Annotated in this window: 17 protein-coding genes, 2 tRNA genes and 1 pseudogene; 12 read left to right on the forward strand and 8 right to left on the reverse strand. The window is 74.8% G+C overall.

Going from position 1 to position 20,130, the window contains the following annotated elements; translation table 11 throughout:
- Positions 1 to 97 precede the first annotated feature (97 nt).
- Positions 98 to 2,989 carry an ATP-binding protein gene (locus ACQFYA_RS07950; protein ID WP_499122814.1) on the forward strand — a complete coding sequence of 964 codons (2,892 nt, stop codon included), beginning with the start codon at positions 98 to 100 and terminating at the stop codon, positions 2,987 to 2,989.
- A 20-nt stretch (positions 2,990 to 3,009) separates the two neighbouring features.
- Here ACQFYA_RS07950 and ACQFYA_RS07955 read toward each other — a convergent pair whose 3' ends face one another.
- Positions 3,010 to 4,323 (reverse strand): GNAT family N-acetyltransferase, encoded by a 1,314-nt coding sequence (locus ACQFYA_RS07955; protein WP_499122817.1) that lies wholly within the window; start codon positions 4,321 to 4,323, stop codon positions 3,010 to 3,012.
- 74 nt (positions 4,324 to 4,397) lie between these two features.
- Here ACQFYA_RS07955 and ACQFYA_RS07960 point away from each other — a divergent pair, with 74 nt between their 5' ends.
- Positions 4,398 to 4,802, forward strand: coding sequence for an MGMT family protein (locus tag ACQFYA_RS07960; protein WP_499122818.1), 405 nt, complete (start codon positions 4,398 to 4,400; stop codon positions 4,800 to 4,802).
- A gap of 33 nt (positions 4,803 to 4,835) precedes the next feature.
- Here the strand turns inward: ACQFYA_RS07960 and ACQFYA_RS07965 are convergent, their stop codons facing one another.
- Positions 4,836 to 5,972, reverse strand: a complete 1,137-nt coding sequence (locus ACQFYA_RS07965; RefSeq protein WP_499127475.1) for an LLM class F420-dependent oxidoreductase — start codon at positions 5,970 to 5,972, stop codon at positions 4,836 to 4,838.
- A gap of 139 nt (positions 5,973 to 6,111) precedes the next feature.
- On the opposite strand from ACQFYA_RS07965, the gene ACQFYA_RS07970 reads away from it, so the two are divergent.
- On the forward strand, positions 6,112 to 6,504 hold the full coding sequence (locus tag ACQFYA_RS07970; RefSeq protein ID WP_499122820.1) for a hypothetical protein: 393 nt from the start codon (positions 6,112 to 6,114) through the stop codon (positions 6,502 to 6,504).
- A gap of 46 nt (positions 6,505 to 6,550) precedes the next feature.
- On the opposite strand, the gene ACQFYA_RS07975 is transcribed toward ACQFYA_RS07970, so the two are convergent.
- The 5 genes and pseudogenes from ACQFYA_RS07975 to ACQFYA_RS07995 all read right to left on the reverse strand — a co-directional run bounded on the left by ACQFYA_RS07975 (position 6,551) and on the right by ACQFYA_RS07995 (position 10,206).
- The gene (locus ACQFYA_RS07975; protein WP_499122821.1) at positions 6,551 to 7,570 is read right to left on the reverse strand and encodes a DUF1648 domain-containing protein; all 1,020 of its coding nucleotides are present in this window, start codon (positions 7,568 to 7,570) and stop codon (positions 6,551 to 6,553) included.
- Entirely contained in the window at positions 7,567 to 7,920 is a 354-nt protein-coding gene (locus tag ACQFYA_RS07980) for a GntR family transcriptional regulator (RefSeq protein WP_499122824.1), read from the reverse strand. The genes ACQFYA_RS07975 and ACQFYA_RS07980 overlap by 4 nt, the downstream gene beginning before the upstream one ends.
- A 134-nt stretch (positions 7,921 to 8,054) precedes the next feature.
- The gene (gene epsC / locus ACQFYA_RS07985; RefSeq protein WP_499127476.1) at positions 8,055 to 8,666 is read right to left on the reverse strand and encodes a serine O-acetyltransferase EpsC; all 612 of its coding nucleotides are present in this window, start codon (positions 8,664 to 8,666) and stop codon (positions 8,055 to 8,057) included.
- A 67-nt stretch (positions 8,667 to 8,733) separates the two neighbouring features.
- Positions 8,734 to 9,667: pseudogene (gene cysK, locus ACQFYA_RS07990) on the reverse strand (cysteine synthase A).
- A gap of 468 nt (positions 9,668 to 10,135) precedes the next feature.
- A tRNA-Gly gene (locus tag ACQFYA_RS07995) sits at positions 10,136 to 10,206 on the reverse strand.
- A gap of 155 nt (positions 10,207 to 10,361) precedes the next feature.
- Between ACQFYA_RS07995 and ACQFYA_RS08000 the strand changes: the two genes are divergently transcribed.
- The 7 genes from ACQFYA_RS08000 (at position 10,362) to clpX (ending at position 16,277) form a co-directional block, all read left to right on the forward strand.
- A tRNA-Pro gene (locus ACQFYA_RS08000) sits at positions 10,362 to 10,435 on the forward strand.
- Between the two features lie 4 nt (positions 10,436 to 10,439).
- Positions 10,440 to 10,982 (forward strand): DUF4190 domain-containing protein, encoded by a 543-nt coding sequence (locus ACQFYA_RS08005; protein WP_499122825.1) that lies wholly within the window; start codon positions 10,440 to 10,442, stop codon positions 10,980 to 10,982.
- A gap of 185 nt (positions 10,983 to 11,167) precedes the next feature.
- Entirely contained in the window at positions 11,168 to 12,538 is a 1,371-nt protein-coding gene (gene tig, locus ACQFYA_RS08010; protein ID WP_499122827.1) for a trigger factor, read from the forward strand.
- 159 nt (positions 12,539 to 12,697) lie between these two features.
- Positions 12,698 to 13,276, forward strand: coding sequence for a TetR/AcrR family transcriptional regulator (locus tag ACQFYA_RS08015; protein WP_499122829.1), 579 nt, complete (start codon positions 12,698 to 12,700; stop codon positions 13,274 to 13,276).
- Between the two features lie 181 nt (positions 13,277 to 13,457).
- Positions 13,458 to 14,078 carry an ATP-dependent Clp protease proteolytic subunit gene (locus ACQFYA_RS08020; protein ID WP_499127477.1) on the forward strand — a complete coding sequence of 207 codons (621 nt, stop codon included), beginning with the start codon at positions 13,458 to 13,460 and terminating at the stop codon, positions 14,076 to 14,078.
- 64 nt (positions 14,079 to 14,142) lie between these two features.
- On the forward strand, positions 14,143 to 14,859 hold the full coding sequence (locus tag ACQFYA_RS08025; RefSeq protein ID WP_499122830.1) for an ATP-dependent Clp protease proteolytic subunit: 717 nt from the start codon (positions 14,143 to 14,145) through the stop codon (positions 14,857 to 14,859).
- 143 nt (positions 14,860 to 15,002) lie between these two features.
- Positions 15,003 to 16,277 (forward strand): ATP-dependent Clp protease ATP-binding subunit ClpX, encoded by a 1,275-nt coding sequence (clpX, locus tag ACQFYA_RS08030; RefSeq protein WP_499122832.1) that lies wholly within the window; start codon positions 15,003 to 15,005, stop codon positions 16,275 to 16,277.
- Between the two features lie 42 nt (positions 16,278 to 16,319).
- Here clpX and ACQFYA_RS08035 read toward each other — a convergent pair whose 3' ends face one another.
- On the reverse strand, positions 16,320 to 18,122 hold the full coding sequence (locus ACQFYA_RS08035) for an AMP-dependent synthetase/ligase (protein ID WP_499122834.1): 1,803 nt from the start codon (positions 18,120 to 18,122) through the stop codon (positions 16,320 to 16,322).
- Positions 18,123 to 18,326: 204 nt separating this feature from the next.
- On the opposite strand from ACQFYA_RS08035, the gene ACQFYA_RS08040 reads away from it, so the two are divergent.
- Together ACQFYA_RS08040 and ACQFYA_RS08045 are read left to right on the forward strand one after the other, a co-directional pair.
- On the forward strand, positions 18,327 to 18,716 hold the full coding sequence (locus tag ACQFYA_RS08040) for a chorismate mutase (RefSeq protein ID WP_499122836.1): 390 nt from the start codon (positions 18,327 to 18,329) through the stop codon (positions 18,714 to 18,716).
- Between the two features lie 132 nt (positions 18,717 to 18,848).
- Positions 18,849 to 20,099: a baeRF2 domain-containing protein gene (locus tag ACQFYA_RS08045; RefSeq protein ID WP_499122839.1), complete on the forward strand. Its 1,251-nt coding sequence runs from the start codon at positions 18,849 to 18,851 to the stop codon at positions 20,097 to 20,099.
- The last annotated feature ends 31 nt before the right edge of the window (positions 20,100 to 20,130 follow it).

Raw genomic sequence — 20,130 nt, forward strand, 5'->3', positions numbered from 1 at the left:
ATTTCCCCCACAGGGGGTGACGAGTACCCGCCATGTCGGTTTCTCGCCGCCCGTGAGGGCGGCCCATGGTGCCTCGGGCCGGTCAGGATCGTCGACGATGGACACGACATCGACGGGAGGGGCGCGGGTGACCGGGGGTTCGGGAGCGGCGAGGACGCCGGGCGGACCGCGGGCGCCGTTCGTCGGCCGCGAGCGGGAGGCCGCGGCGCTCGTCGACGCGTTGACCCGCCGGCCGGCCCTCGTCGTCGTGGCGGGGGAGTCCGGGATCGGCAAGTCGCGGCTGGTCCGCGAGGGGGTGGCGTCCCCCGAGCTGTGCCGGCACGTCGTCACCGGGTCGTGCCGCTGGGCGCGGGTCCCCGTCCCGCTGGGGCCGGTGGTCGAGGGCCTGCGGCACCAGCGGGCGGCGCTCGCCGGGCTCCGGTTGCCGGCCGTCACCGGTGCGCTGCGGCCCTGGCTGCCGGAGCTGGCCGACGTCCTGCCCGACGACGGCGTCGCCCCCCACGACCCGGATGCCGTCCGGCACCGGCTGCTGCGCGCTGCCCGCGAGGTGCTCGCGGCGCTCGGCGACGTGGTGCTGGTCCTCGAGGACGTCGACCGTGCGGACGTCCTCACGCTCGAGCTGCTCGCGTACCTCGTCTCCGACCCGCCGTCGGGCCTGGGGATCGTCCTGACGTTCCGCGACGACGCGCCGCACGCGCCCCTGACGGGCGCGGTCGCGCAGGCGCGCGGACTGCACCGCGTCACCGTCCGCCTGGGCGCGCTGTCCGTGGACGGGACCCGCCGCCTGGTGACCGCCATGACGGGGGCGGAGCTGATCGCGGACGACGTCGCCCTCCGGCTGCACGAGCGGACCGGCGGCGTGCCGCTGGTCGTGGAGGAGCTGGTGGGCGCGCTCACCGAGCGGGGCCTCCTCGTCGGCGAGGAGGGGGCGCTGTCGCTGCGCGCCGGCCCGCAGTCCGTCCCGGACGGCGTGCGCGACGCGGTGCTCGCACGGGTGCAGGGACTCCCGGCGGCGGCGCGGAGGGTCGTCGACGTCGCGGCCGTGCTGCACCGCCCGTCCTCGGTCGAGGTCCTCGCCGCGTGCGCCGGCACCACCACCGACGCCGCGCTGGAGCCGCTCGAGGAGGCCCTGCGGGCCGGTGTTCTCGTCGAGCACGGCGGCGACCTGGGCTTCCGGCACCCGCTGGCCGCCGAGGCCGTGCACGAGGCGATCCCGCGATGGCGCCGGGAACCCCTGCACGCCCGGGCGGCGGAGATCCTCGGGCGGCGCGGGGCGGAGCCCGCCCGGGTGGCGCGCCACCGGTGGCACGCGGGCGAGCGGGAGGCCTGGGCGGCCGCGACGGAGCGCGCGGCCGACGACGCGGCGGCGCGGGGCGACGACGCGGAGGCGGCGCGGCTGCTCGCCGACCTGCTTCGGCACGGGGACCTCGCGGACGGGCGGCGGGTGGCGCTCGCGGTCCGGCTCGGCCGCGCGGCCGTCGCCGCGATCCACACCGTCCCCGACGTGCTCGACCTGCTCGAGCCGGCGACGGCGCTCGCCGCCGGCACCGATCGCGGCGAGCTCCACCTCGCGATCGCGCTGCTGCGGACCCAGGTGGAACGCGACCCCGCGGCGCGGCAGCAGCACTTCGAGCGAGCGGTCGACGACCTGGGGGAGCGGCCCGACCTGCGGGCGCGCGCCATGGTGGCTCTGGGGGACCCGACGTATCCGGACCGTCGCCCCGAGGAGCCGCGGCGGTGGTTGCACGGGTCGCTCGACGTCCTGCCGGCGGTGCCGGGCGCCCGCGACCGGGTGTTCCTGCGGGGCAAGGCGGCGATGGTGCTGGTGACGATGGGCGACCCGGTCTGGCGCGGGCTCGTGGACGAGATGCTACGCGCCACGGGCGGGGTCGCCGCAGGGCGTCGGGAGGCGAGCGGCTTCGAGTCGGTCGCGGCCGACGCCGCGTTCAGCGGGCACCACGAGGCGGCGCGGCGCCTCCTCGCCGCGGTTCCCGCGGCGACGGCGGCGACGGACGCGGGGACCGGCCTGCGCGTGCGTCGGACGGCGGCGCTGCTCGACTTCTGCACCGGTCGCTGGGATGGGCTCGACGAGCGCCTGGTCGAGCTCGCGCGGAATGCCGGGGCGTACCCGTCGGTCCGGGTGGTCACGGACGCGCTCCGCGGCGGCCTCGCGCTCTCGCGCGGCGACCTCGTGCGCGCGGAGCGCCTGCTCGAGCGGGCGGTCGGGGTCCGGGAGGCCGTCGATCTGCGCCCCCTGGCCGTGACGTCGCTGCTGCGGCTGCTCGTGGCGCGGGGGCGGCACGACGCCGCGTTCGCCCTGGGGCGGCGCGTGCTCGACGAGGCCCGCGGGGCGGGGCTCTGGGCGCCGGTCGTGCGGGTGCTGCCGTCCTGGGTCGAGGCGGCGACGTCGCCCCGCGAGGTCGAGGAGGCGTCCGACGTCGTCGACCGGCTCGCCCTCGACGTCGCCGGCCTGGACGTGCCGCTCGAGACGGCGGCGCAGCGGCACGCGACGGGGCTTCGCGAGCGCGCGGAGCGCGAGTGGGACAGCGCGGCGGTGACGCTGCTGGGCGCCGCGTCCGCCTACGACGACCACGGCTGCGTCCACGAGGCCGCCCTGGCCCGCGAGGCCGCCGCGGGGTGCCTCCTGGAGAGCGGCGACCCCCAGGCGTCGGCGTTGCTGACCGAGCCGCTCGCGGTCTTCCGCGTCCTCGGGGCGACGTGGGACGAGGGGCGTGCGGCGCGGACGGCGCGGGTTGCGGGCCTCGCCGCCCCGGCGCGGCACCGCGGCGGTCGGCGGGGCTACGGGGACGCGCTGTCGCCCCGCGAGCGCGAGGTGGCCGTCCTCGCGGCCGCGGGGCGCACGGACCGGGAGATCGCGCGGGAGCTGCACCTGTCGCCCCGCACGGTGGAGAAGCACCTCGCGGCCGCGCGGCGCAAGCTCGGCGCCGCGACGCGGTCGGGGCTCGCGCACCTCCTCGGGCCGGGCTGACCGCGGCGTCCCGACCCGCGTCAGAACACCCAGCCGCAGGCCGGCGCGACGGGCCAGCCGAACGCCGCGCTCGCGTGCGCCAGCGCGCCCGGCGAGCGCTCGGCGACGAGCCCCGCGCGGGCGAGCGCGGCGAGGGACGTCCCGCCCAGGTACGCGGCCCCCAGCTCCCGCACGTCGAGCTCCAGGTCCGGCTCCGCCGCGGTCCGCTCGCACGTCGCCTCCCCGAACGCGGACGCCCGGACGCGCCACGACCCGGCGTTGTCGGACAGCCGGGAGTCGGCGACGCCGAGGACGACGTCGACGTCCGCCTGGTAGCGGCGGCCCGCGAGGGCGGCGGGGACGTCCACGATGCGCACCCACACGTTGTCCGCGACCCTGGGTGCCGCCCCGCGCGGGTCGACCAGCAGGCTCGTGACCGCGTCGTCGACGGGGAGCAGGAACGGCTCGGTGGAGCTCATGAGGTCGACGTCCAGCAGCACGCCCCACAGGGCGCGCGCGGCCGCGGCGTCGAGCGCCACGACCTCGCCCGCGTGCACCGTGCCGCGCGGCCCGGTCACCTGCCAGTCCAGGGTGCGCCGGAAGGTGGCGTACCCGCGCGGCTCGCCGTCGCGCTCCACGACGACGATCCGCAGCGACTCCCGGCCGCCCGTGCGGAACGCCTTCGGGTCCGACCAGTAGCTCGCCCACAGCTCCTCGGACTCCCGGGTGGCCCAGCCCGGGCGGTTGATGCCCGCCGGTCCCGTCGGGAGGCCGGGCGCCCGGTGCAGGCGCGCGACGAGCTCGCCGTGGCGCGCGCGGTCCGCGTGATCGATGCGCACTGTGTGCTCGTCCGCCCCGGCGACGTCGCGCAGGGCGGCCCCGCGCGGCACGGACACACGCAGGTCGTCGGCCGCCTTCCCGTACCCGAACCGGCCGTAGATGGCGGTCTCCGCGGCGAACAGCGCCGACAGCGCCTCGCCGCGCTCGCGGCAGCGCGCGAGGTGCTGGTCGATCATCGCGGTGAGCAGCCCCCGGCGGCGGTGCTGCGGGTGCACGCCCACCCAGGTCAGGCCTGCGGTAGGCAGCGTGGCGCCCGGCACCGGGAAGCGGGAGAAGGGGTACGAGGCATGCAGCGCGGCCAGGCCGGCCGCGGGCGCGCCCACCGGGCCGTCGTCCTCGACGCCCACCGTCCGCTCCCAGGTGAGGGGCAGGGCCGTCGCGTCGAGCTCGTCGACGGAGTGCGGGTCGGGGAAGGCCCAGGTGTCGAGGTCGAGCAGGGCGCGGCGGTCGTCTGCGGTGAGCTGCCGGAAGCGGTAGCCGGCGGGCAGGGCGGAGCGGGCGCGATCGGAGGTCACCGCCTGATCGTGGCCCGGCCTCGCGCCCGGTGCCAGCGCATATCCGCGTCGGCGGGTGGTCGTAGGGTCGCCGTGTGCCCCCGCCTGCCGCCGAGCCCCTGGACGCCCCCGACGAGTACGCGGCGGCGGTGCTCGCCCTGGTGCGTCGGATCCCGTCCGGTCGCGCCATGACGTACGGGCTCGTCGCCGAGATCGTCGGCGAGCGGCTGGGCCGCGGCGGCCCGCGGCAGGTCGGCAACGTCATGGCCGGGTCGGGCGACCGCTACGCCCACCTCGTACCCGAGGGGGCCGCGGTGGTCGGGCCGGTGCAGGACAACCACCCGGTGCCGTGGTGGCGGGTGGTCAACGCGTCCGGCGCCCCGCCCGCCCGGCACGTCACGGCCGCGCTCGACGCCCTGCGCGCCGAGGGCTGCCCGCTGACCCGCGACGGCCGGCGCGTGGACCTGCGCCGCGCCGTCTGGTTCCCCGTGGAGGACTGAGGTCGACCGAGTCCGAACGAGGTCGACCGGCGCTCAGGCCTTCGTGGGCGCGACCCGCGCCGCCCACGACCCGGCGGTGGCGCGCACGCGGGCGCCGAGCGGGGTGCCCCCGTCGGCGTCGCGACGCGCGGCCTGGGACGCGGCGAGCACGGTGAGCATCGAGGACGGGTCGCCCTGCAGCAGCAGGGTGGTCAGGGCCGTGCCGTCCCAGCGGGCCAGGTCGCGGGCGACCTTCTCCGCGGGTCCCACCAGGGCGATCTCCTCGACCAGCTCGGTGGGGACGGCCCGCGCGGCGTCCTCCTTGCGCCCCGCCAGGTAGAGCGCCTGCACCTCGTCGAGCTCGCTCGCGTAGCCGAGCCGGTCCAGCGAGGCCTTGTGGAAGTTCGCCTCCTTGGACCCCATGCCGCCCGCGTACAGGGCGATGTGCGGGCGGATGACGTCCGCGGCGGCCTCGACGTCGTCGCGCACCACGACGGGCACGGTCGCGAGGACCTCGAACCGCGACGACGGCGTGCGCTCCTCGGCGCGCTGCGCGAACCCGGACGCGAGCAGCTCGCGGTGCTCGGCGTCGGCCCGCGGCGCGTAGAAGCCCGCCATCCAGCCGTCGGCGATCTCGGCCGCGAGGGCGACGTTCTTCGGGCCCTGCGCGGCGAGCACGATCGGGATGTCGGCGCGGCGCGGGTGCACGGTCGGCTTGAGCGCCTTGCCGAGCCCGGTGGCGCCGGGCGCGTCGGCGGGGAGGGGGAGGCGGAAGAACTCGCCGTCCGCCGACACCGGGCGCTCGCGGGCGAAGACCTGGCGCACGACGTCGACGTACTCGCGCGTGCGCGCCAGGGGGCGGCGGTACGGCTGGCCGTACCAGCCCTCCACGACCTGCGGCCCCGAGGCCCCGAGGCCCAGCACGAACCGGCCCCCCGAGAGGTGGTCGAGCGTGATCGCCTGCATGGCGGTGGCGGTCGGGGTGCGGGCCGCCATCTGCGCGATGCCGGTGCCGAGCCGCAGCCTCCGGGTGCGCGACCCCCACCAGGCGAGCGGGGTGAACGCGTCCGAGCCGTACGCCTCCGCCGTCCAGACCGAGTCCAGGCCCAGCGCCTCCGCAGCGACCAGCGCGGGGACGATGCCCTTCGGGGGCTTGCGGGACCAGTAGCCGGTCTGGATGCCGATGCGCAGGGTGCTCATGGGTGCGGGGTGCTCCTCGTTGAGATGAACCGTCGAGACGTTCCCGGTACCGGGAGTATGGGGTAACGCCCGTCACACCCTAGCCGACCCGCCGGGGTGCGGGCGGCCGTCGCCCCGCTACGTTCGGACCATGGTCACGGTCGACGCCGCCGCCCGCGCCGCTGCGGCACTGCCCGAGGTCTCCGAGACGACGACGTACGGGAACCGCGCCTGGGCGGCGGCCGGTCGCCTGTTCGCGTGGGAGCGGCCGTTCAGCAAGGCCGACCTGCGCCGCTTCGGGGACGGTCCGGTCCCCGGCGGGCCGATCCTCGCCGTCTTCGTGGACGACCTCGGCGAGAAGGAGGCCGTGCTCGCCGCGCGACCCGAGGAGACGTTCACGATCCCGCACCTCGACGGTGTCCCGGTCGTGCTGGTCCGGCTCGAGGCCGCGGGGGAGGCCGCGGTGCGTGAGCTGCTCGTGGACGCCTGGCTCGCCCGGGCGCCGCGCCGGGTCGCGCGGGCGCACCCCGAGCTGCTCGGCTGACCTGTTCGGCGGAGCCGTTCGGACGAGCCGTCCGGAGGGGCGGGTGTCAGCCGTCGGCGCCGGCGCGCGACCGGTCCGCGACCGTGTGGAGCAGCGCGGCGGCGGTGGCGGCGTCGTCGATCGTCACGACGAACGACCGCCCGCCGGTGCGCTCCACCAGCAGCGCCTCGCCCGCGCGCAGCACCACGCCGACCCGGCCGCCCCGGCCGATGCGCCAGCCCCACCCGCCGAACTCCGCGAACGGCCGGGCCTGGACCACCGAGGCGCCGAGCACCTCGTCGGCGGGCACGTGCGTGCCCGGCCAGCCGAGCACCGAGCGCACCGTGAGCCCCGAGTCGTCGACCCGCACGGTGAACGCGAACATGGCCGCGAACAGGCCGGCCAGCAGCACCGGGAGCACGAGCATCGCCCACGTCTCGAGCGCGACCGCGAGCACCGCGGTCACGAGGATCGCGACCATGCCGACCGCGAGGCCCGGGCCGCCGGTCGCGCGCCGCAGCCACACGGCGCGCTCACCGGCGCGCACCGGGGTGCGCGGCGCGTCGTCCGCGAGCGGCCCGGCTGCGGGGAGCGGCGGGTCCGCCGGCACGAGCAGCGCCACGATCGCGGCCGGGACGAGCGGGGCCACCAGCACGACGGCGATCGCCCAGCCGGGAAGGGCCACCTGCGAGGCGTCCGCGAGCCCGCGTTGCGGCGCCAGCGTCGTGAGCAGCATGCCGGCGACGAACCCGCCCGACCAGACGCTCCCCGCCACGGCGAACCGCCGGGTGGACGCGGCCGTGCCGGCCACGCTGCCGATCACGACGAAGACGGCGATCAGCCCGATGCCGAGGGCGGCGAACACCAGGACGAACGGGCCCGGCGCCGAGAACCCGTCCGGGGCGCCGCCGCCGCTCCAGTGCGACGCGACCGGGTCCGGGAGGTCGTCGAGCCAGGACCAGGCGACCGCGGCGGCCGCGAGCGTCAGCGCGCCCCCGACGGCGGTCGCCCAGCCCATGGCCCGGCGGGCGCGGGCGCGCCAGGCCTCCGGTGCGGGATCCGTGGTCGGACGCCGGTCGGTGGTCATCGGTGCATCGCCTCCTTGACGAGGGTGGTGGTGGTCTCGGCGGACAGGCCCGCCCGGCGCGCGGCGGCGACCAGGTCGGCCAGCGCCCGCTCCACGAGGCTCAGGTCCTCGCCGGCGGCGGTCACGACGGCGCCCCGGCCGCGGCGGAGCTCGATGAGCCCGTCGTCACGGAGCGCCTGGTACGCCTTGAGCACCGTGTGGACGTTGAGGTCGAGCGACGCGGCCAGCACGCGCGCGGCGGGCAGGCGCTCGCCCGCCGCCAGCTCGCCCCGCGCGACCGCGAGGCGCACCTGACCGACGAGCTGGGCGTACAGCGGCTCGTCGCCGCCGGGGTCGATCCTCCAGAGCATGGCGTCATGCTAGTTGTTCTACGAGAACTAGAACAAGTTCGTTCCGGCGCGCCCTCGGCCGGGACGGCGACGGCCCGCACGCCGCCGCCGAGGGCGGGGCGGGCGGGCCGTGGGCGGACGGTCCGGGGGCCGGCTCAGATCACGTACTCGAGCAGCTCGGACGCGTCCTCCACGTGCTGGCCGTGGTCCGGCCGGTGGCCGGGCGACCGCACGTGGGCGGGCACGCCGACCGCGACCATCCCGGTGGGGACGTCGTGCACGACGACGGCGTTCGCCCCGATCTGCGCGTCGTCGCCGATCCACAGCGGGCCGAGGATCTTCGCCCCCGCGCCCACCATCACCCGGTCGCCCAGGGTCGGGTGCCGCTTGCCCCGGGTCATCGAGCGCCCGCCCAGCGTGGAACCGTGGAACAGGACGCAGTCGTTGCCGACGACGGCGGTCTGGCCGATCACCACGCCCATGCCGTGGTCGATGAAGAGCCGCCGGCCGATCCGCGCCCCCGGGTGGATCTCGATCCCGGTGACCCACCGCGCGGCCTGCGACACCAGGCGTGCCGGCAGGCGCAGCCCCGGGCGGTGCCACATGCGGTGGCTCACCCGGTGGGCCCACACGGCGTGCACGCCCGGGTAGCCGAGCGCGACCTCGAACCGGGAGCGTGCCGCCGGGTCGTGGGCGTGCGCCGCCTCGAGGTCCTCCGCGAGGATCTCGATCAGGTGCCGCAGGCCCGGGCGGTGCCCGTCCGGCATCGGGTGGTCGACGTCGCCGTCGATGCCGTCACGGGCGTCGGCGTGCGCGGTGCGGTGGCTCGACACGTCAGTCCAGCAGGTCCGAGTACAGGATCGTCGACAGGTACCGCTCACCGAAGTCGGGGATGACGACGACGATCAGCTTGCCGGCGTTCTCGGGCCGCTTCGCGACCTCCAGCGCCCCCGCGATCGCGGCGCCCGAGGAGATCCCGACCAGCAGGCCCTCCTCCTTCGCCGCGCGACGGGCGAGCTCGACGGAGGTCTCGGCGTCGACGTCGAGCACCTCGTCGTAGACGGAGGTGTCGAGGATCTCGGGCACGAAGTTCGCGCCGAGGCCCTGGATCTTGTGCGGGCCGGGGAGCCCCGTTGAGGATCGGCGACTCGGCGGGCTCGACCGCGACGATCCGCACGCCGGTCTTGCGCTCCTTGAGCACCTGGCCGACGCCCGTGATCGTGCCGCCCGTGCCGATGCCGGCGACGACAACGTCGACCTCGCCGTCGGTGTCGGCCCAGATCTCCTCCGCGGTGGTCTCGCGGTGGATCTTCGGGTTGGCCTCGTTCGCGAACTGGCGGGCGAGGATCGCGCCCGGTCGCTCCGCGGCGATCTGCTCGGCCGCGGCGACCGCGCCCTTCATGCCGTCCGCGCCGGGCGTGAGCACCAGCTCGGCGCCGTAGGCGCGGAGCAGGGCGCGGCGCTCCTTCGACATCGTCTCCGGCATCGTGAGGACGACCTTGTAGCCGCGCGCGGCGCCGACCCAGGCGAGGGCGATGCCGGTGTTGCCGGACGTGCCCTCGACGATCGTGCCGCCGGGCTGCAGCGCGCCCGAGGCCTCGGCGGCGTCGATGATCGAGACGCCGATGCGGTCCTTCACGGAGTTGGCCGGGTTGTAGAACTCGAGCTTCGCGACGACCGTCGCGTCGAGGCCGGCGGTGAGGCGGTTGAGCCGGACGAGCGGGGTGCGGCCGATGAGCTTCGTCGCGTCGTCGTAGATGCGTGCCATGGTGATCCTTCTCGAGGGGAGAGCGTGCGGGCGAAGGTGGTGCGGTGGCCGTCGCGTGCGGTCGAGGAGCCCCCTGACGGGAGCGCGCGGGCGTCGGCAGGTCGGTGCGAGCGCCGCACGGTCGTCGGGACCCGTCAGCCGACGGGTCGGACGTGGCGTGGACGCTCTATCGACAGCATCGCGGCGTCGTCGCCGCGGCGCACGTCAGGGTGCGGGGCGTCGACGCCGGCACCGTCCCGTGCGAGGACGAGGGGGCGACGCGGGGGTCGACGATCGTCATGCCCGGCCCTCCCTCTTGGTGCTGCGGTCTGTCGCTGAGTGCGGCGCCGAGCCTAACCAGGTAGCGACCGATCGACAAGGAGCATCTCACCGATCGACATCGTCGATGGGAGCGGAGGCACGAGTGTGCGCACGGCAGCGCCGAGGCGCGAGACAGGAGGGGAAGGGTGGAGCGAGGATCAGGAGGGGAGCGGGCGACGGGAATCGAACCCGCGTAGCCAGTTTGGAAGACTGGGGCTCTACCATTGAGCTACGCCCGCACGACCGCCCCGGGACATCGCCGCGGGGTGGGAACGCGGGGCTCACCCTAGCAAAGGTGCTCCGGCTCCCGGACCGTCGTCCGCGCACGTCGTGGCGGTTCCCGAGGGTGGCCGCACTACACTGACCGAGGCCCCACGGCAGTCGCCGCGGGCCGCGGGGTGTGGCGCAGCTTGGTAGCGCATCTGCTTTGGGAGCAGAGGGTCGCAGGTTCGAATCCTGTCACCCCGACGACGTGCCGACGACGAGGTACGGACGAGCGCGAGGAGAACCTCATGACCACCCCGGACCCCGAGACGCCGGGCACGCCCGAGCAGGGCGGCCCGTCCACGCCCCCGGTGACGCCCGGCCCCAGCAGCCCGCCCCCGGCCAGGCGTACCCGTCCGCGACCGGTCAGGCGTACCCCCAGCCGTACCCCGGTCAGCCCGGGGCCGGTCAGCCGTACCCCGCGCCGCCGGGGCAGTACGCGCCGGCCTACGGCCAGAAGCCCGAGAACCCGGGCACGACGCTCGGCATCGTGGGCCTGGTGCTCGGCTTCCTCGGCCCGCTGTCGATCGTCGGCCTCGTCCTGTCGATCGTCGGCCTGGTGAAGTCGCGCAAGGTCGGCCAGCCGAACGGCGTCGCGATCGCCGGCATCATCGTGAGCGCGCTGGTGCTCCTCGGCACGATCGTCCTGGGCGTGATCCTCGGTGTCGCCGCCGGCCACTTCATCGAGGTCTGCAACGAGCTCGGGTCCGGCGAGCACGTCCAGGGCAACGTCACCTACACCTGCCCCTGACGTGCCGCGCGGCGGTCGGTGCCGGGGCGACGAGGGCGGCGGACCGGCGGCTCCGACCGTGGCGTAGGATGGACGGGTTGCCCGTACGTCCGTCGTACGGCCCCGCACCCCGCGCCGCAGCAACCAGGCCGGCTCGCGCCGGTGAGACGCGCGCGCACGCACCCGAACCGTTGGAGACCATCGAAGTGAAGAGCGCCGTCGAGACCCTGGATCCCACCAAGGTCAAGCTGACCGTCGAGGTGGAGTACGACGAGCTCAAGCCGAGCATCGAGCACGCGTACAAGCACATCGCCGAGCAGGTGAACATCCCGGGGTTCCGCAAGGGCAAGGTTCCCCCGCGCATCATCGACCAGCGGGTCGGCTGGGGTGCTGTCGTCGAGCACGCGGTGAACGACGCTCTCTCGGGCTTCTACCGCGACGCCGTGACGTCGGAGTCGCTGCGCCCGCTGGGCCAGCCCGAGGTCGAGGTCACCGAGATCCCCGCCAAGGCCGGCGAGGGCCAGCTGGCGTTCACCGCCGAGGTCGAGGTCCGCCCGGAGATCACCCTCCCCGAGCTGTCCGACATCGACATCACGGTGGAGACCACCGAGGTGTCCGACGAGGACGTCACCGAGCGCCTGGACGCGCTGCGCGAGCGCTTCGGCACCCTCGTGGGCGTCGACCGCCCGGCGGCCGAGGGCGACTACGTCGTCATCGACCTCAGGGCCGTCATCGGCGACGAGGAGATCGACTCGGTCTCCGGCGTCTCCTACCAGATCGGCGCCGGCAACATGCTGGACGGCCTGGACGAGGCCCTCACCGGCCTGTCGACGGACGAGACCACGACCTTCGCCACGAAGCTCGCCGGCGGCGAGCACGAGGGCGAGGAGGCGCAGGTCACCGTCACGGCCACCGCCGTCAAGGAGCGCGACCTGCCGACGCCGGACGACGACTTCGCGCAGCTTGCCTCCGAGTTCGACACGCTCGAGGAGCTGACGGCGGACCTGCGCGAGCAGGTTGCGTCGATCAAGACGTCGAACCAGGCCGTCGCCGCGCGCGACCTGCTGCTCGAGAAGCTGCTGGAGGCCGTCGAGGTGCCGGTGCCGTCGGGCGCCGTCGAGGCCGAGGTGCACCGTCACCTGGAGTCGGAGAACCGGCTCGAGGACGACGAGCACCGCGCCGAGGTGACCGTGGACGCCACCAAGGCCCTCCAGAACCAGATCCTGCTCGACACGCTGGCCGAGAAGCTCGAGGTCCAGGTCGGCCAGGGCGAGCTCGTCGAGTACCTGGTCCAGGCCTCGCAGCAGTACGGCATGGACCCGAACCAGTTCATCTCGTCCCTCGACCAGGGTGGCCAGATCCCCGCCATGGTCGGTGAGGTCGCCCGCTCGAAGGCGCTCGCCGTCGCCCTGCGCGACATCGAGGTCAAGGACTCCGAGGGCAACGTCGTCGACCTGACCGAGTTCATCGGTTCCGAGGAGGACGACGCCGCGAACGCCGAGGCCGAGGGCGCGACCGAGGTCGTCGAGCCCGCCGAGGAGTCCGAGGAGTCCTCGGAGGAGACGGCCAAGGCCTGACCTACCCGGACACCGACGGCCCGCATCGTCCTCACGGACGGTGCGGGCCGTCGTCGTCCCCGCCGGGCGTGGCGCCCCCGGCGTCGCGAGGAGCGCCGGGGCATGACACGCCTGCACCCCCCGCACCAGTGCGGTATACCGATCTGTATAGTCGGGCGCATGACCGAGCAGACCGCCCTCACGCCGGCCGCGCGCAGGATCCTGGACGCGGCCTCCCGCCTCTTCTACGCCCGCGGGCTGCACGCCGTCGGCGTCGACACCATCGCCGCCGAGGCGGGCGTCACCAAGAAGACGCTGTACGACCGGTTCGGCTCGAAGGAGGCGCTGGAGGTCGCCTACCTCCGCGCACGCGACGTGCGGTGGGAGGAGCACCTGCGCGCCGCCCTGGCCGCGCACCCCGAGGCCGGGATCGACCGGGTGCTCGTCCTCTTCGACGCCGTCGAGGGCTGGACGGCGGCCGAGGGCGGGCGGGGCTGCGCCGCGATCAACGCGCTGGCGGAGGTCGACGACCCGGCGCACCCCGTCGCCGCCGAGGTCGCGCGCCAGAAGGAGTGGGTGCGCCGCCTGGTGTCCCACGAGTGCCGGGAGGCGGGGCTCGCCCGGCCGGGCGAGCTCGCGGACGCGCTCGTGCTCCTCTACGACGGCGCCCTCGCGGCGTCGGGGACCGGCGTCCCGGGCGAACCGTTCGGCACCGCGCGCCGCGCAGCAGCGACGCTGTGCCGCGCAGCCGGGCGCTGACCGCCGCGCCGGCCACCGCGCCGGCCACCGCGCCGGCCACCGCGCAGACCGCCGCCCGACCCCGCACCCGTGTGCGCCCGCAGCGAAAAGGCCCTCCGCCGGGACGTTTCGCGTGGCTGCCGCACGTTAGGGTCGATCGACGGCGATGACGAAGGAGACGGACGTGAACGACTTGCTGCGGATGGACGGTGCGACGCCGGTGGCGCGCGCCGATGGCCCGGGCCTCGGCCTCAACGACTCCATCTACAACCGGCTCCTCAAGGAGCGCATCATCTGGCTCGGCTCGGAGGTGCGCGACGAGAACGCGAACGCCATCTGCGCCCAGATGATGCTGCTGGCCGCGGAGGACCCGGACAAGGACATCTGGCTGTACATCAACAGCCCCGGCGGATCCATCACGGCCGGCATGGCGATCTACGACACGATGCAGTACATCCAGCCCGACGTCGCGACCATCGCGATGGGTATGGCGGCGTCGATGGGGCAGTTCCTGCTGTCCTCGGGCGCCAAGGGCAAGCGCTACATCACCCCGCACGCGCGCGTGCTGATGCACCAGCCCTCCGGCGGCGTCGGCGGCACCGCGACCGACGTGCGGATCGGCGCGCAGCTGATCATGCACATGAAGAAGGTGCTCGCCGAGCTGACGTCGGAGCAGACCGGCAAGCCGCTCGAGCAGATCCTCAAGGACAACGACCGCGACAGCTGGTTCACCGCGGACGAGGCCCTCGAGTACGGCTTCGTCGATCACGTGGTCACCAACGCCTCCTCGGTCTCGGGCGGCGGCGGCACGGCGGCGTCCTGAGCGGACGCGCCCCGATCGCCCCGTCCCGCGAGGACACCACCGACCTTCACTTGAGGAGACAACCGTGAGCCACTCCGAGGAGTACCAGTTCGCCCTCCGGGCGCAGAGCCTGGCCGGCGCCGCGGGCCGCCCCGGTGGCGTCGCGCTGCCGCACGGCGCCCCGTCGTCGCGGTACGTGCTGCCGCAGTTCGAGGAGCGCACCGCGTACGGGTTCAAGCGCCAGGACCCCTACACGAAGCTGTTCGAGGACCGCATCATCTTCATGGGTGTCCAGGTCGACGACGCGTCGGCGGACGACATCATGGCGCAGCTGCTGGTCCTGGAGAGCCAGGACCCCGACCGCGACATCATGATCTACATCAACAGCCCGGGCGGGTCGTTCACGGCCATGACGGCGCTGTACGACACGATGCAGTTCATCAAGCCGCAGATCCAGACCGTGTGCCTGGGCCAGGCGGCGTCCGCCGCCGCCGTGCTGCTGGCCGCCGGCCAGCCCGGCAAGCGCCTCGCCCTGCCGAACGCGCGCGTGCTGATCCACCAGCCCGCGATGGAGGGCGGCGGCTACGCGCAGGCCTCGGACATCGAGATCCACGCCAACGAGCTCATCCGCATGCGCGAGTGGCTCGAGGAGACGCTGGCGTCGCACACCGGCAAGACCGTGGACCAGATCCGCGAGGACATCGAGCGCGACAAGATCCTCACCGCCGCGCAGGCGAAGGACTACGGCCTGGTGGACCAGGTGCTCGAGAGCCGCAAGCCGGCCGCCCTCGCGGCGCGCTGACCTGCACGGTCACGGGGCCCGCGGTCCTCTCGCGGAGAGGATCGCGGGCCCGTGACACGACGCACCGGGGTACTCGGCTGACAACGGCGCCCCCGTGGTGTGGAATGGACGCAGGATCAGCACTCAGGACATGGAGGCTCCCGGTGGCTCGGATCGGTGACGGCGCAGACCTGCTCAAGTGCTCGTTCTGCGGGAAGTCGCAGAAACAGGTCAAGAAGCTGATCGCAGGCCCCGGCGTGTACATCTGCGACGAGTGCATCGACCTCTGCAACGAGATCATCGAGGAGGAGCTCGGCGAGGCCGCGGAGCTGGGGCTCACGGAGCTGCCGAAGCCCCGGGAGATCTTCGACTTCCTCGAGCAGTACGTCATCGGTCAGGAGCCGGCCAAGCGGGCGCTGGCCGTGGCGGTCTACAACCACTACAAGCGGGTGCAGGCGGGCGAGGCCGCGCGCGACGGCGACGACGCCGTCGAGATCGCGAAGTCGAACATCCTGCTCATCGGCCCCACCGGCACCGGCAAGACGTACCTGGCGCAGACCCTGGCGAAGATGCTGAACGTCCCGTTCGCCATCGCGGACGCCACGGCGCTCACGGAGGCCGGGTACGTGGGCGAGGACGTCGAGAACATCCTGCTCAAGCTCATCCAGGCCGCCGACTACGACGTCAAGAAGGCCGAGACGGGGATCATCTACATCGACGAGGTCGACAAGGTGGCCCGGAAGGCGGAGAACCCGTCGATCACGCGCGACGTGTCCGGCGAGGGCGTGCAGCAGGCACTCCTGAAGATCATCGAGGGCACGACGGCGTCGGTGCCCCCGCAGGGCGGGCGCAAGCACCCGCACCAGGAGTTCATCCAGATCGACACCACGAACGTGCTGTTCATCGTCGCGGGCGCGTTCGCCGGCCTCGACGACATCGTGGCCTCCCGCGCGCGCAAGCGCGGCATCGGCTTCAGTGCCCCCATGGAGAGCACGGTCGACGACGACCTGTTCGCCGAGGTCCGGCCCGAGGACCTGCAGAAGTACGGACTGATCCCCGAGTTCATCGGCCGCCTGCCCGTCATCGCGTCCGTGTCGCCCCTGGACCGTGAGGCGCTGGTGCGGATCCTCACGGAGCCCCGTAACGCGCTCGTCAAGCAGTTCCAGCGCATGTTCGAGATCGACGGCGTCGAGCTCGAGTTCGACCAGGAGGCGGTCGAGGCGATCGCCGAGCAGGCCCTGCTGCGCGGCACCGGGGCGCGCGGCCTGCGCGCCATCATGGAGGAGGTCCTCCAGCAGGTGATGTTCGACGTGCCGAGCCGCGACGACGTGGAGCGGGTGGTCGTCTCGCGCGAGGTCGTGCTGGAGAACGTCAACCCGACGCTCGTGCCGCGCACGTCGCCCGTGCGCCGCCGCCCCCCGCGGGAGAAGTCGGCCTGACCCGCCCGGCCGGGCCCCGCCGGGTACGCGGCCGCAGAGCCGTCAGGAGCGCGGCGCCGCGTACAGGGCGTCGACCTCGTCCGCGAAGTCGCGCAGCACGAGGTCCCGCTTCACCTTGAGCGACGGCGTGAGGTACTCGTTCGCCTCCGTGAAGTCGCTCTCGAGCACGCGGAACTTGCGGATCGACTCGGCGCGCGACACGGCCGTGTTCGCCTCCTCGACCGCGGCGTCCAGCGCCGCGAGCACGCGCGGGTCGGTCCGCGCCGCACCCGCCGACATCGGCGACATCCCCTGGGTGGCCAGCCAGCCGGGCAGCATCTCCGCGTCCAGCGTGACGAGGGCGCCGATGAACGGTCGGCCGTCGCCGACCACCACGACCTGCGAGACCAGGGGGTGGGCACGCACCCGGTCCTCCAGCGGCGCGGGGGCCACGTTCTTGCCGCCCGCGGTCACGATGATCTCCTTGGTGCGTCCCGTGATGCGCAGGTGCCCGTGGTCCAGCGCTCCGACGTCGCCCGTGCGGAACCACCCGTCCACCACGGCGCGGGAGGTGAGGTCCGGGCGGCCGCGGTAGCCACGGAACAGGTGGGGCCCGGCGACGAGCACCGACCCGTCGTCGTCCACCCGCACCGACGTGCCCGGGAACGGCGGGCCGACCGTGCCGATGCGCAGGTCGGAGGGCAGGTTCACCGCGGTCGGCGCCGTGGTCTCGGTGAGGCCGTACCCCTCGAGCACCGTCAGCCCCGCGCCGCGGAAGAAGTGGCCCAGGCGGTCGCCGAGCGGCGCGCCGCCCGAGATCGCGTACCGCAGGGAGCCGCCCATCGCGGCCCGCAGCTGCGCGAGCACCAGCCGGTCGGCCAGGGCGTGGCGCACCCGCAGGCCCGCCGGGACGCCGCCGTCGTCGAGGGCGCGCGAGTACTGGCCGGAGACGCGGGCGGCCCAGGCGAACACCCGCCGCCGCGCGGGCGAGCCCGCGCGCTGCTCGGCGGAGTTGTAGACCTTCTCGAACACGCGCGGGACGGCCAGCAGGAACGTGGGGCGGAAGGTCCGCAGGTCGTCGGTGAGCGTCTTGACGTCCGGGAGGTGGCCGAGGACGGAGCTGCTGCCGATGACGGCGACCTGGATGAGCCGGGCGAAGACGTGCGCGAGGGGCAGGAACAGGACCGTCCGCGCGCCGTCGGCCTCCAGGAGCTCGGGGAGGGCCAGGCGGGCGTTCATCGTCAGGTGCGCGAAGTTGCCGTGGGTGAGCTCGGCGCCCTTGGGGCGCCCGGTCGACCCGGAGGTGTACACGATCGTCGCGAGGTCGTCGCGGCCCACGGCGTCCCGGCGGGCGGCGACGTCGCGCGCGGGCACGGAGGCCGCGGCCTCGCGCAGGGCGTCGACGGCGCCCGTCGAGATCACCAGGACGTCCTCGAGGTCGGGCAGGTCGTCGCGCACCTGGCGGACGGCGTCGGCGTGGGCCGGCGTCTCCACCACGACGAGGCGCGCGCCGGAGTCCGCGAGGATCCAGCGCACCTGGTCGGGGGAGGAGGTCTCGTAGACCGGGACGACGACGGCGCCGGCGGCCCACGCCGCGAAGTCGAGCAGCGTCCACTCGTAGCGCGTGCGGGACATGACGGCGACGCGGTCGCCCGGCTCGATCCCGCGGGCGACGAGCCCGCGCGCCACGGTCAGGACGTCGGCCTGGAACTCCCCGGCGCTGACCGGCACCCAGGACCCGTCGGTCGCCGCGCGGCGCTCGATCAGCGGCCGGTCGCCGGCCCGGGCCACCCGGTCCGCCAGCAGCGTGCTGATGCTGGTGCCCTCGGGCACGTCCACGAGGCTCGGCGTCGTCGCGACCGTCATCTGCTCTCTCTCCGTGCGGTCGGCGCCGCCGCGGGCGCCGCACCGTGCTCCAGGTCGGTGGGTGTCGTGGCCCGTGTCCAGGCCGATCAGGGACCCTACACGCTCGTCGGCGACCGGGCTCACCGTGGCGGAGGTCGCACGCCCGCTCCGGCCCGACCCGTCCGAACGCGCTCGGACGCCGTCGCGGGCTCGTAGGATCGACCCATGCCCGACATCTCTGACGAGACCACGTCCGCGCCGGTCGGCCGCCCCGCGGCGGGAGCGATGCCGCAGGAGATCCTCGACCTGCGCGCGAGCATCGACAACATCGACGCCGCCCTGGTGCACCTGCTGGCCGAACGGTTCAAGATGACCCGGCGCGTGGGCGAGCTCAAGGCGGTGGGCGGTCTCCCGCCGGCCGACCCGTCGCGCGACCGGCAGCAGGTGGACCGGCTCAAGGACCTCGCCGCGGGCGCGGGCCTCGACCCGGAGTTCACGGAGCAGTTCCGCAACTTCATCGTCTCCGAGGTGATCCGGCACCACGAGCGCATCGCCGAGGAGCACGCCGCGGGGCTGCTCAAGGGCGAGCTGCCGCCCCTGGACACCTACGCTTGAAGGGGTGAGATCTGACCCTGCGCGCGGGGGCGCGCGCCGGGTCGTGATCGCCCGGCCGACGCGGTGGCGCCGAGCCCGGATCCGTCGCACGCTGGATGCCACAGCCGACGACGGACACCAGGGGGACCACGGATGAAGATCGACTGGCTCAAGCCCCTCGTCGGCCGCCCCGGACCGTTCGCGACCGTCTACCTGGACGCGACGCCCTCGGCCGAGGCGGGCGACAGGGACGTCGCGAACCGGTGGCGGGCGGTGCGGCGATCTCTCGAGCGGCAGTCCGCGCCCGCGGGGGTGCTCGACGCGCTCGAGGCGGCGGTGCTGCGGCCCACGCGGGCCACGGGCGCGCACGGCAGGGTGCTCATCGCGGAGGACGGCGGGGTCGCCGTGGACCGCGTGCTGCGCAACCCGCCCGCTGTCGCGACGGGCGTCTGGCTGCCCGTGCCGGCGCTGCTGCAGGCGGCGCTCGCCGCCGACGAGGCGGTGGACGCGCTGTGCGTCGCCGTCGACCGCAGCGGCGCCGACTTCTGGCCCTGCGACGCCGGCGGGCGGGCGAGCGGCGCCCGCGAGACCTTCGCGGCCCCGCACGACGAGGTGAGCAAGACCTCCAGCCCCGGCACGAAGCGGGCCACGATCGAGTCGCGCGCCGAGGACTCGTGGGACCGCAACGCCGAGGCCGTCGCGGCCGAGATCGGCCGCCGCGTGGCCGAGGCCCGGCCGGAGGTCGTGCTGCTCACCGGAGACGTCCGCGCCGTGAAGCGGGTGCGCGCCGAGCTCGGGCAGGAGGCCGGGCGGCGCACCGTGGAGGTCACGGGCGGCGGCCGCGGCCAGGGCGTGCGGGCCGGCGACTTCGCGTCGAGCGTCGAGGACGCCCTCGACTCCTATCGCGAGCGGCGCCGCGAGGTGGTGCTCGCCGAGTACCGGCAGGACCAGGGCCGGGAGGAGGGTTCCGTGTCGTCGGTCGACGACGTGGTGTCCGTCCTCGCGCGCGGTCAGGTGAAGGCGCTGGTGCTGGCCGAGGAGATCGCGCTGGACGCGACGTCCGCCCTCGCCGCCTCCGGCGACGGGGCCGGGGGAGCGGGCGGGGTGAACGGTCTGCTGGGCGGCCGCACGCTGTGGATCGGGCCGGACCCGATGCACATCGCCACGTCGCGGGCCGACCTGACGGACCTCGGCCTCGAGGACGGGCTCGAGGAGCTCCCCGCGACGTCGGCCCTGCTCCGCGCGGCGATCGCCCAGGACGCGGTGCTGACCTTCGCGCCCGAAGGGTCCGTCGACCTGGTGGACGGCGTCGGCGCCACCCTGCGGTGGCACGACGACGGGACGCCGAAGGAGGTCGCCGCGACGATGAGCGGCGACGGCGACCGGTTCCGTTCGCCGAGATAGAGAGGCTCCTCGCCGAGATAGAGAGAGGGGA

This window comes from Promicromonospora sp. Marseille-Q5078 (genome assembly GCF_050315395.1).
Lineage (GTDB): Bacteria > Actinomycetota > Actinomycetes > Actinomycetales > Cellulomonadaceae > Isoptericola.

Excerpts from the sequence above, each read along its gene's own strand:
- ACQFYA_RS07975 (WP_499122821.1), bottom strand. The coding sequence starts at position 7,570 with ATGACCACCGACCGGCGTCCGACCACGGATCCCGCACCGGAGGCCTGG.
- epsC (WP_499127476.1), bottom strand. The coding sequence starts at position 8,666 with ATGCCGGACGGGCACCGCCCGGGCCTGCGGCACCTGATCGAGATCCTC.
- ACQFYA_RS08015 (WP_499122829.1), top strand. The coding sequence starts at position 12,698 with ATGACCGAGCAGACCGCCCTCACGCCGGCCGCGCGCAGGATCCTGGAC.
- ACQFYA_RS07980 (WP_499122824.1), bottom strand. The coding sequence starts at position 7,920 with ATGCTCTGGAGGATCGACCCCGGCGGCGACGAGCCGCTGTACGCCCAG.
- ACQFYA_RS08040 (WP_499122836.1), top strand. The coding sequence starts at position 18,327 with ATGCCCGACATCTCTGACGAGACCACGTCCGCGCCGGTCGGCCGCCCC.
- ACQFYA_RS08045 (WP_499122839.1), top strand. The coding sequence starts at position 18,849 with ATGAAGATCGACTGGCTCAAGCCCCTCGTCGGCCGCCCCGGACCGTTC.
- ACQFYA_RS08035 (WP_499122834.1), bottom strand. The coding sequence starts at position 18,122 with ATGACGGTCGCGACGACGCCGAGCCTCGTGGACGTGCCCGAGGGCACC.
- ACQFYA_RS07970 (WP_499122820.1), top strand. The coding sequence starts at position 6,112 with ATGGTCACGGTCGACGCCGCCGCCCGCGCCGCTGCGGCACTGCCCGAG.
- ACQFYA_RS08020 (WP_499127477.1), top strand. The coding sequence starts at position 13,458 with ATGGACGGTGCGACGCCGGTGGCGCGCGCCGATGGCCCGGGCCTCGGC.
- ACQFYA_RS07950 (WP_499122814.1), top strand. The coding sequence starts at position 98 with ATGGACACGACATCGACGGGAGGGGCGCGGGTGACCGGGGGTTCGGGA.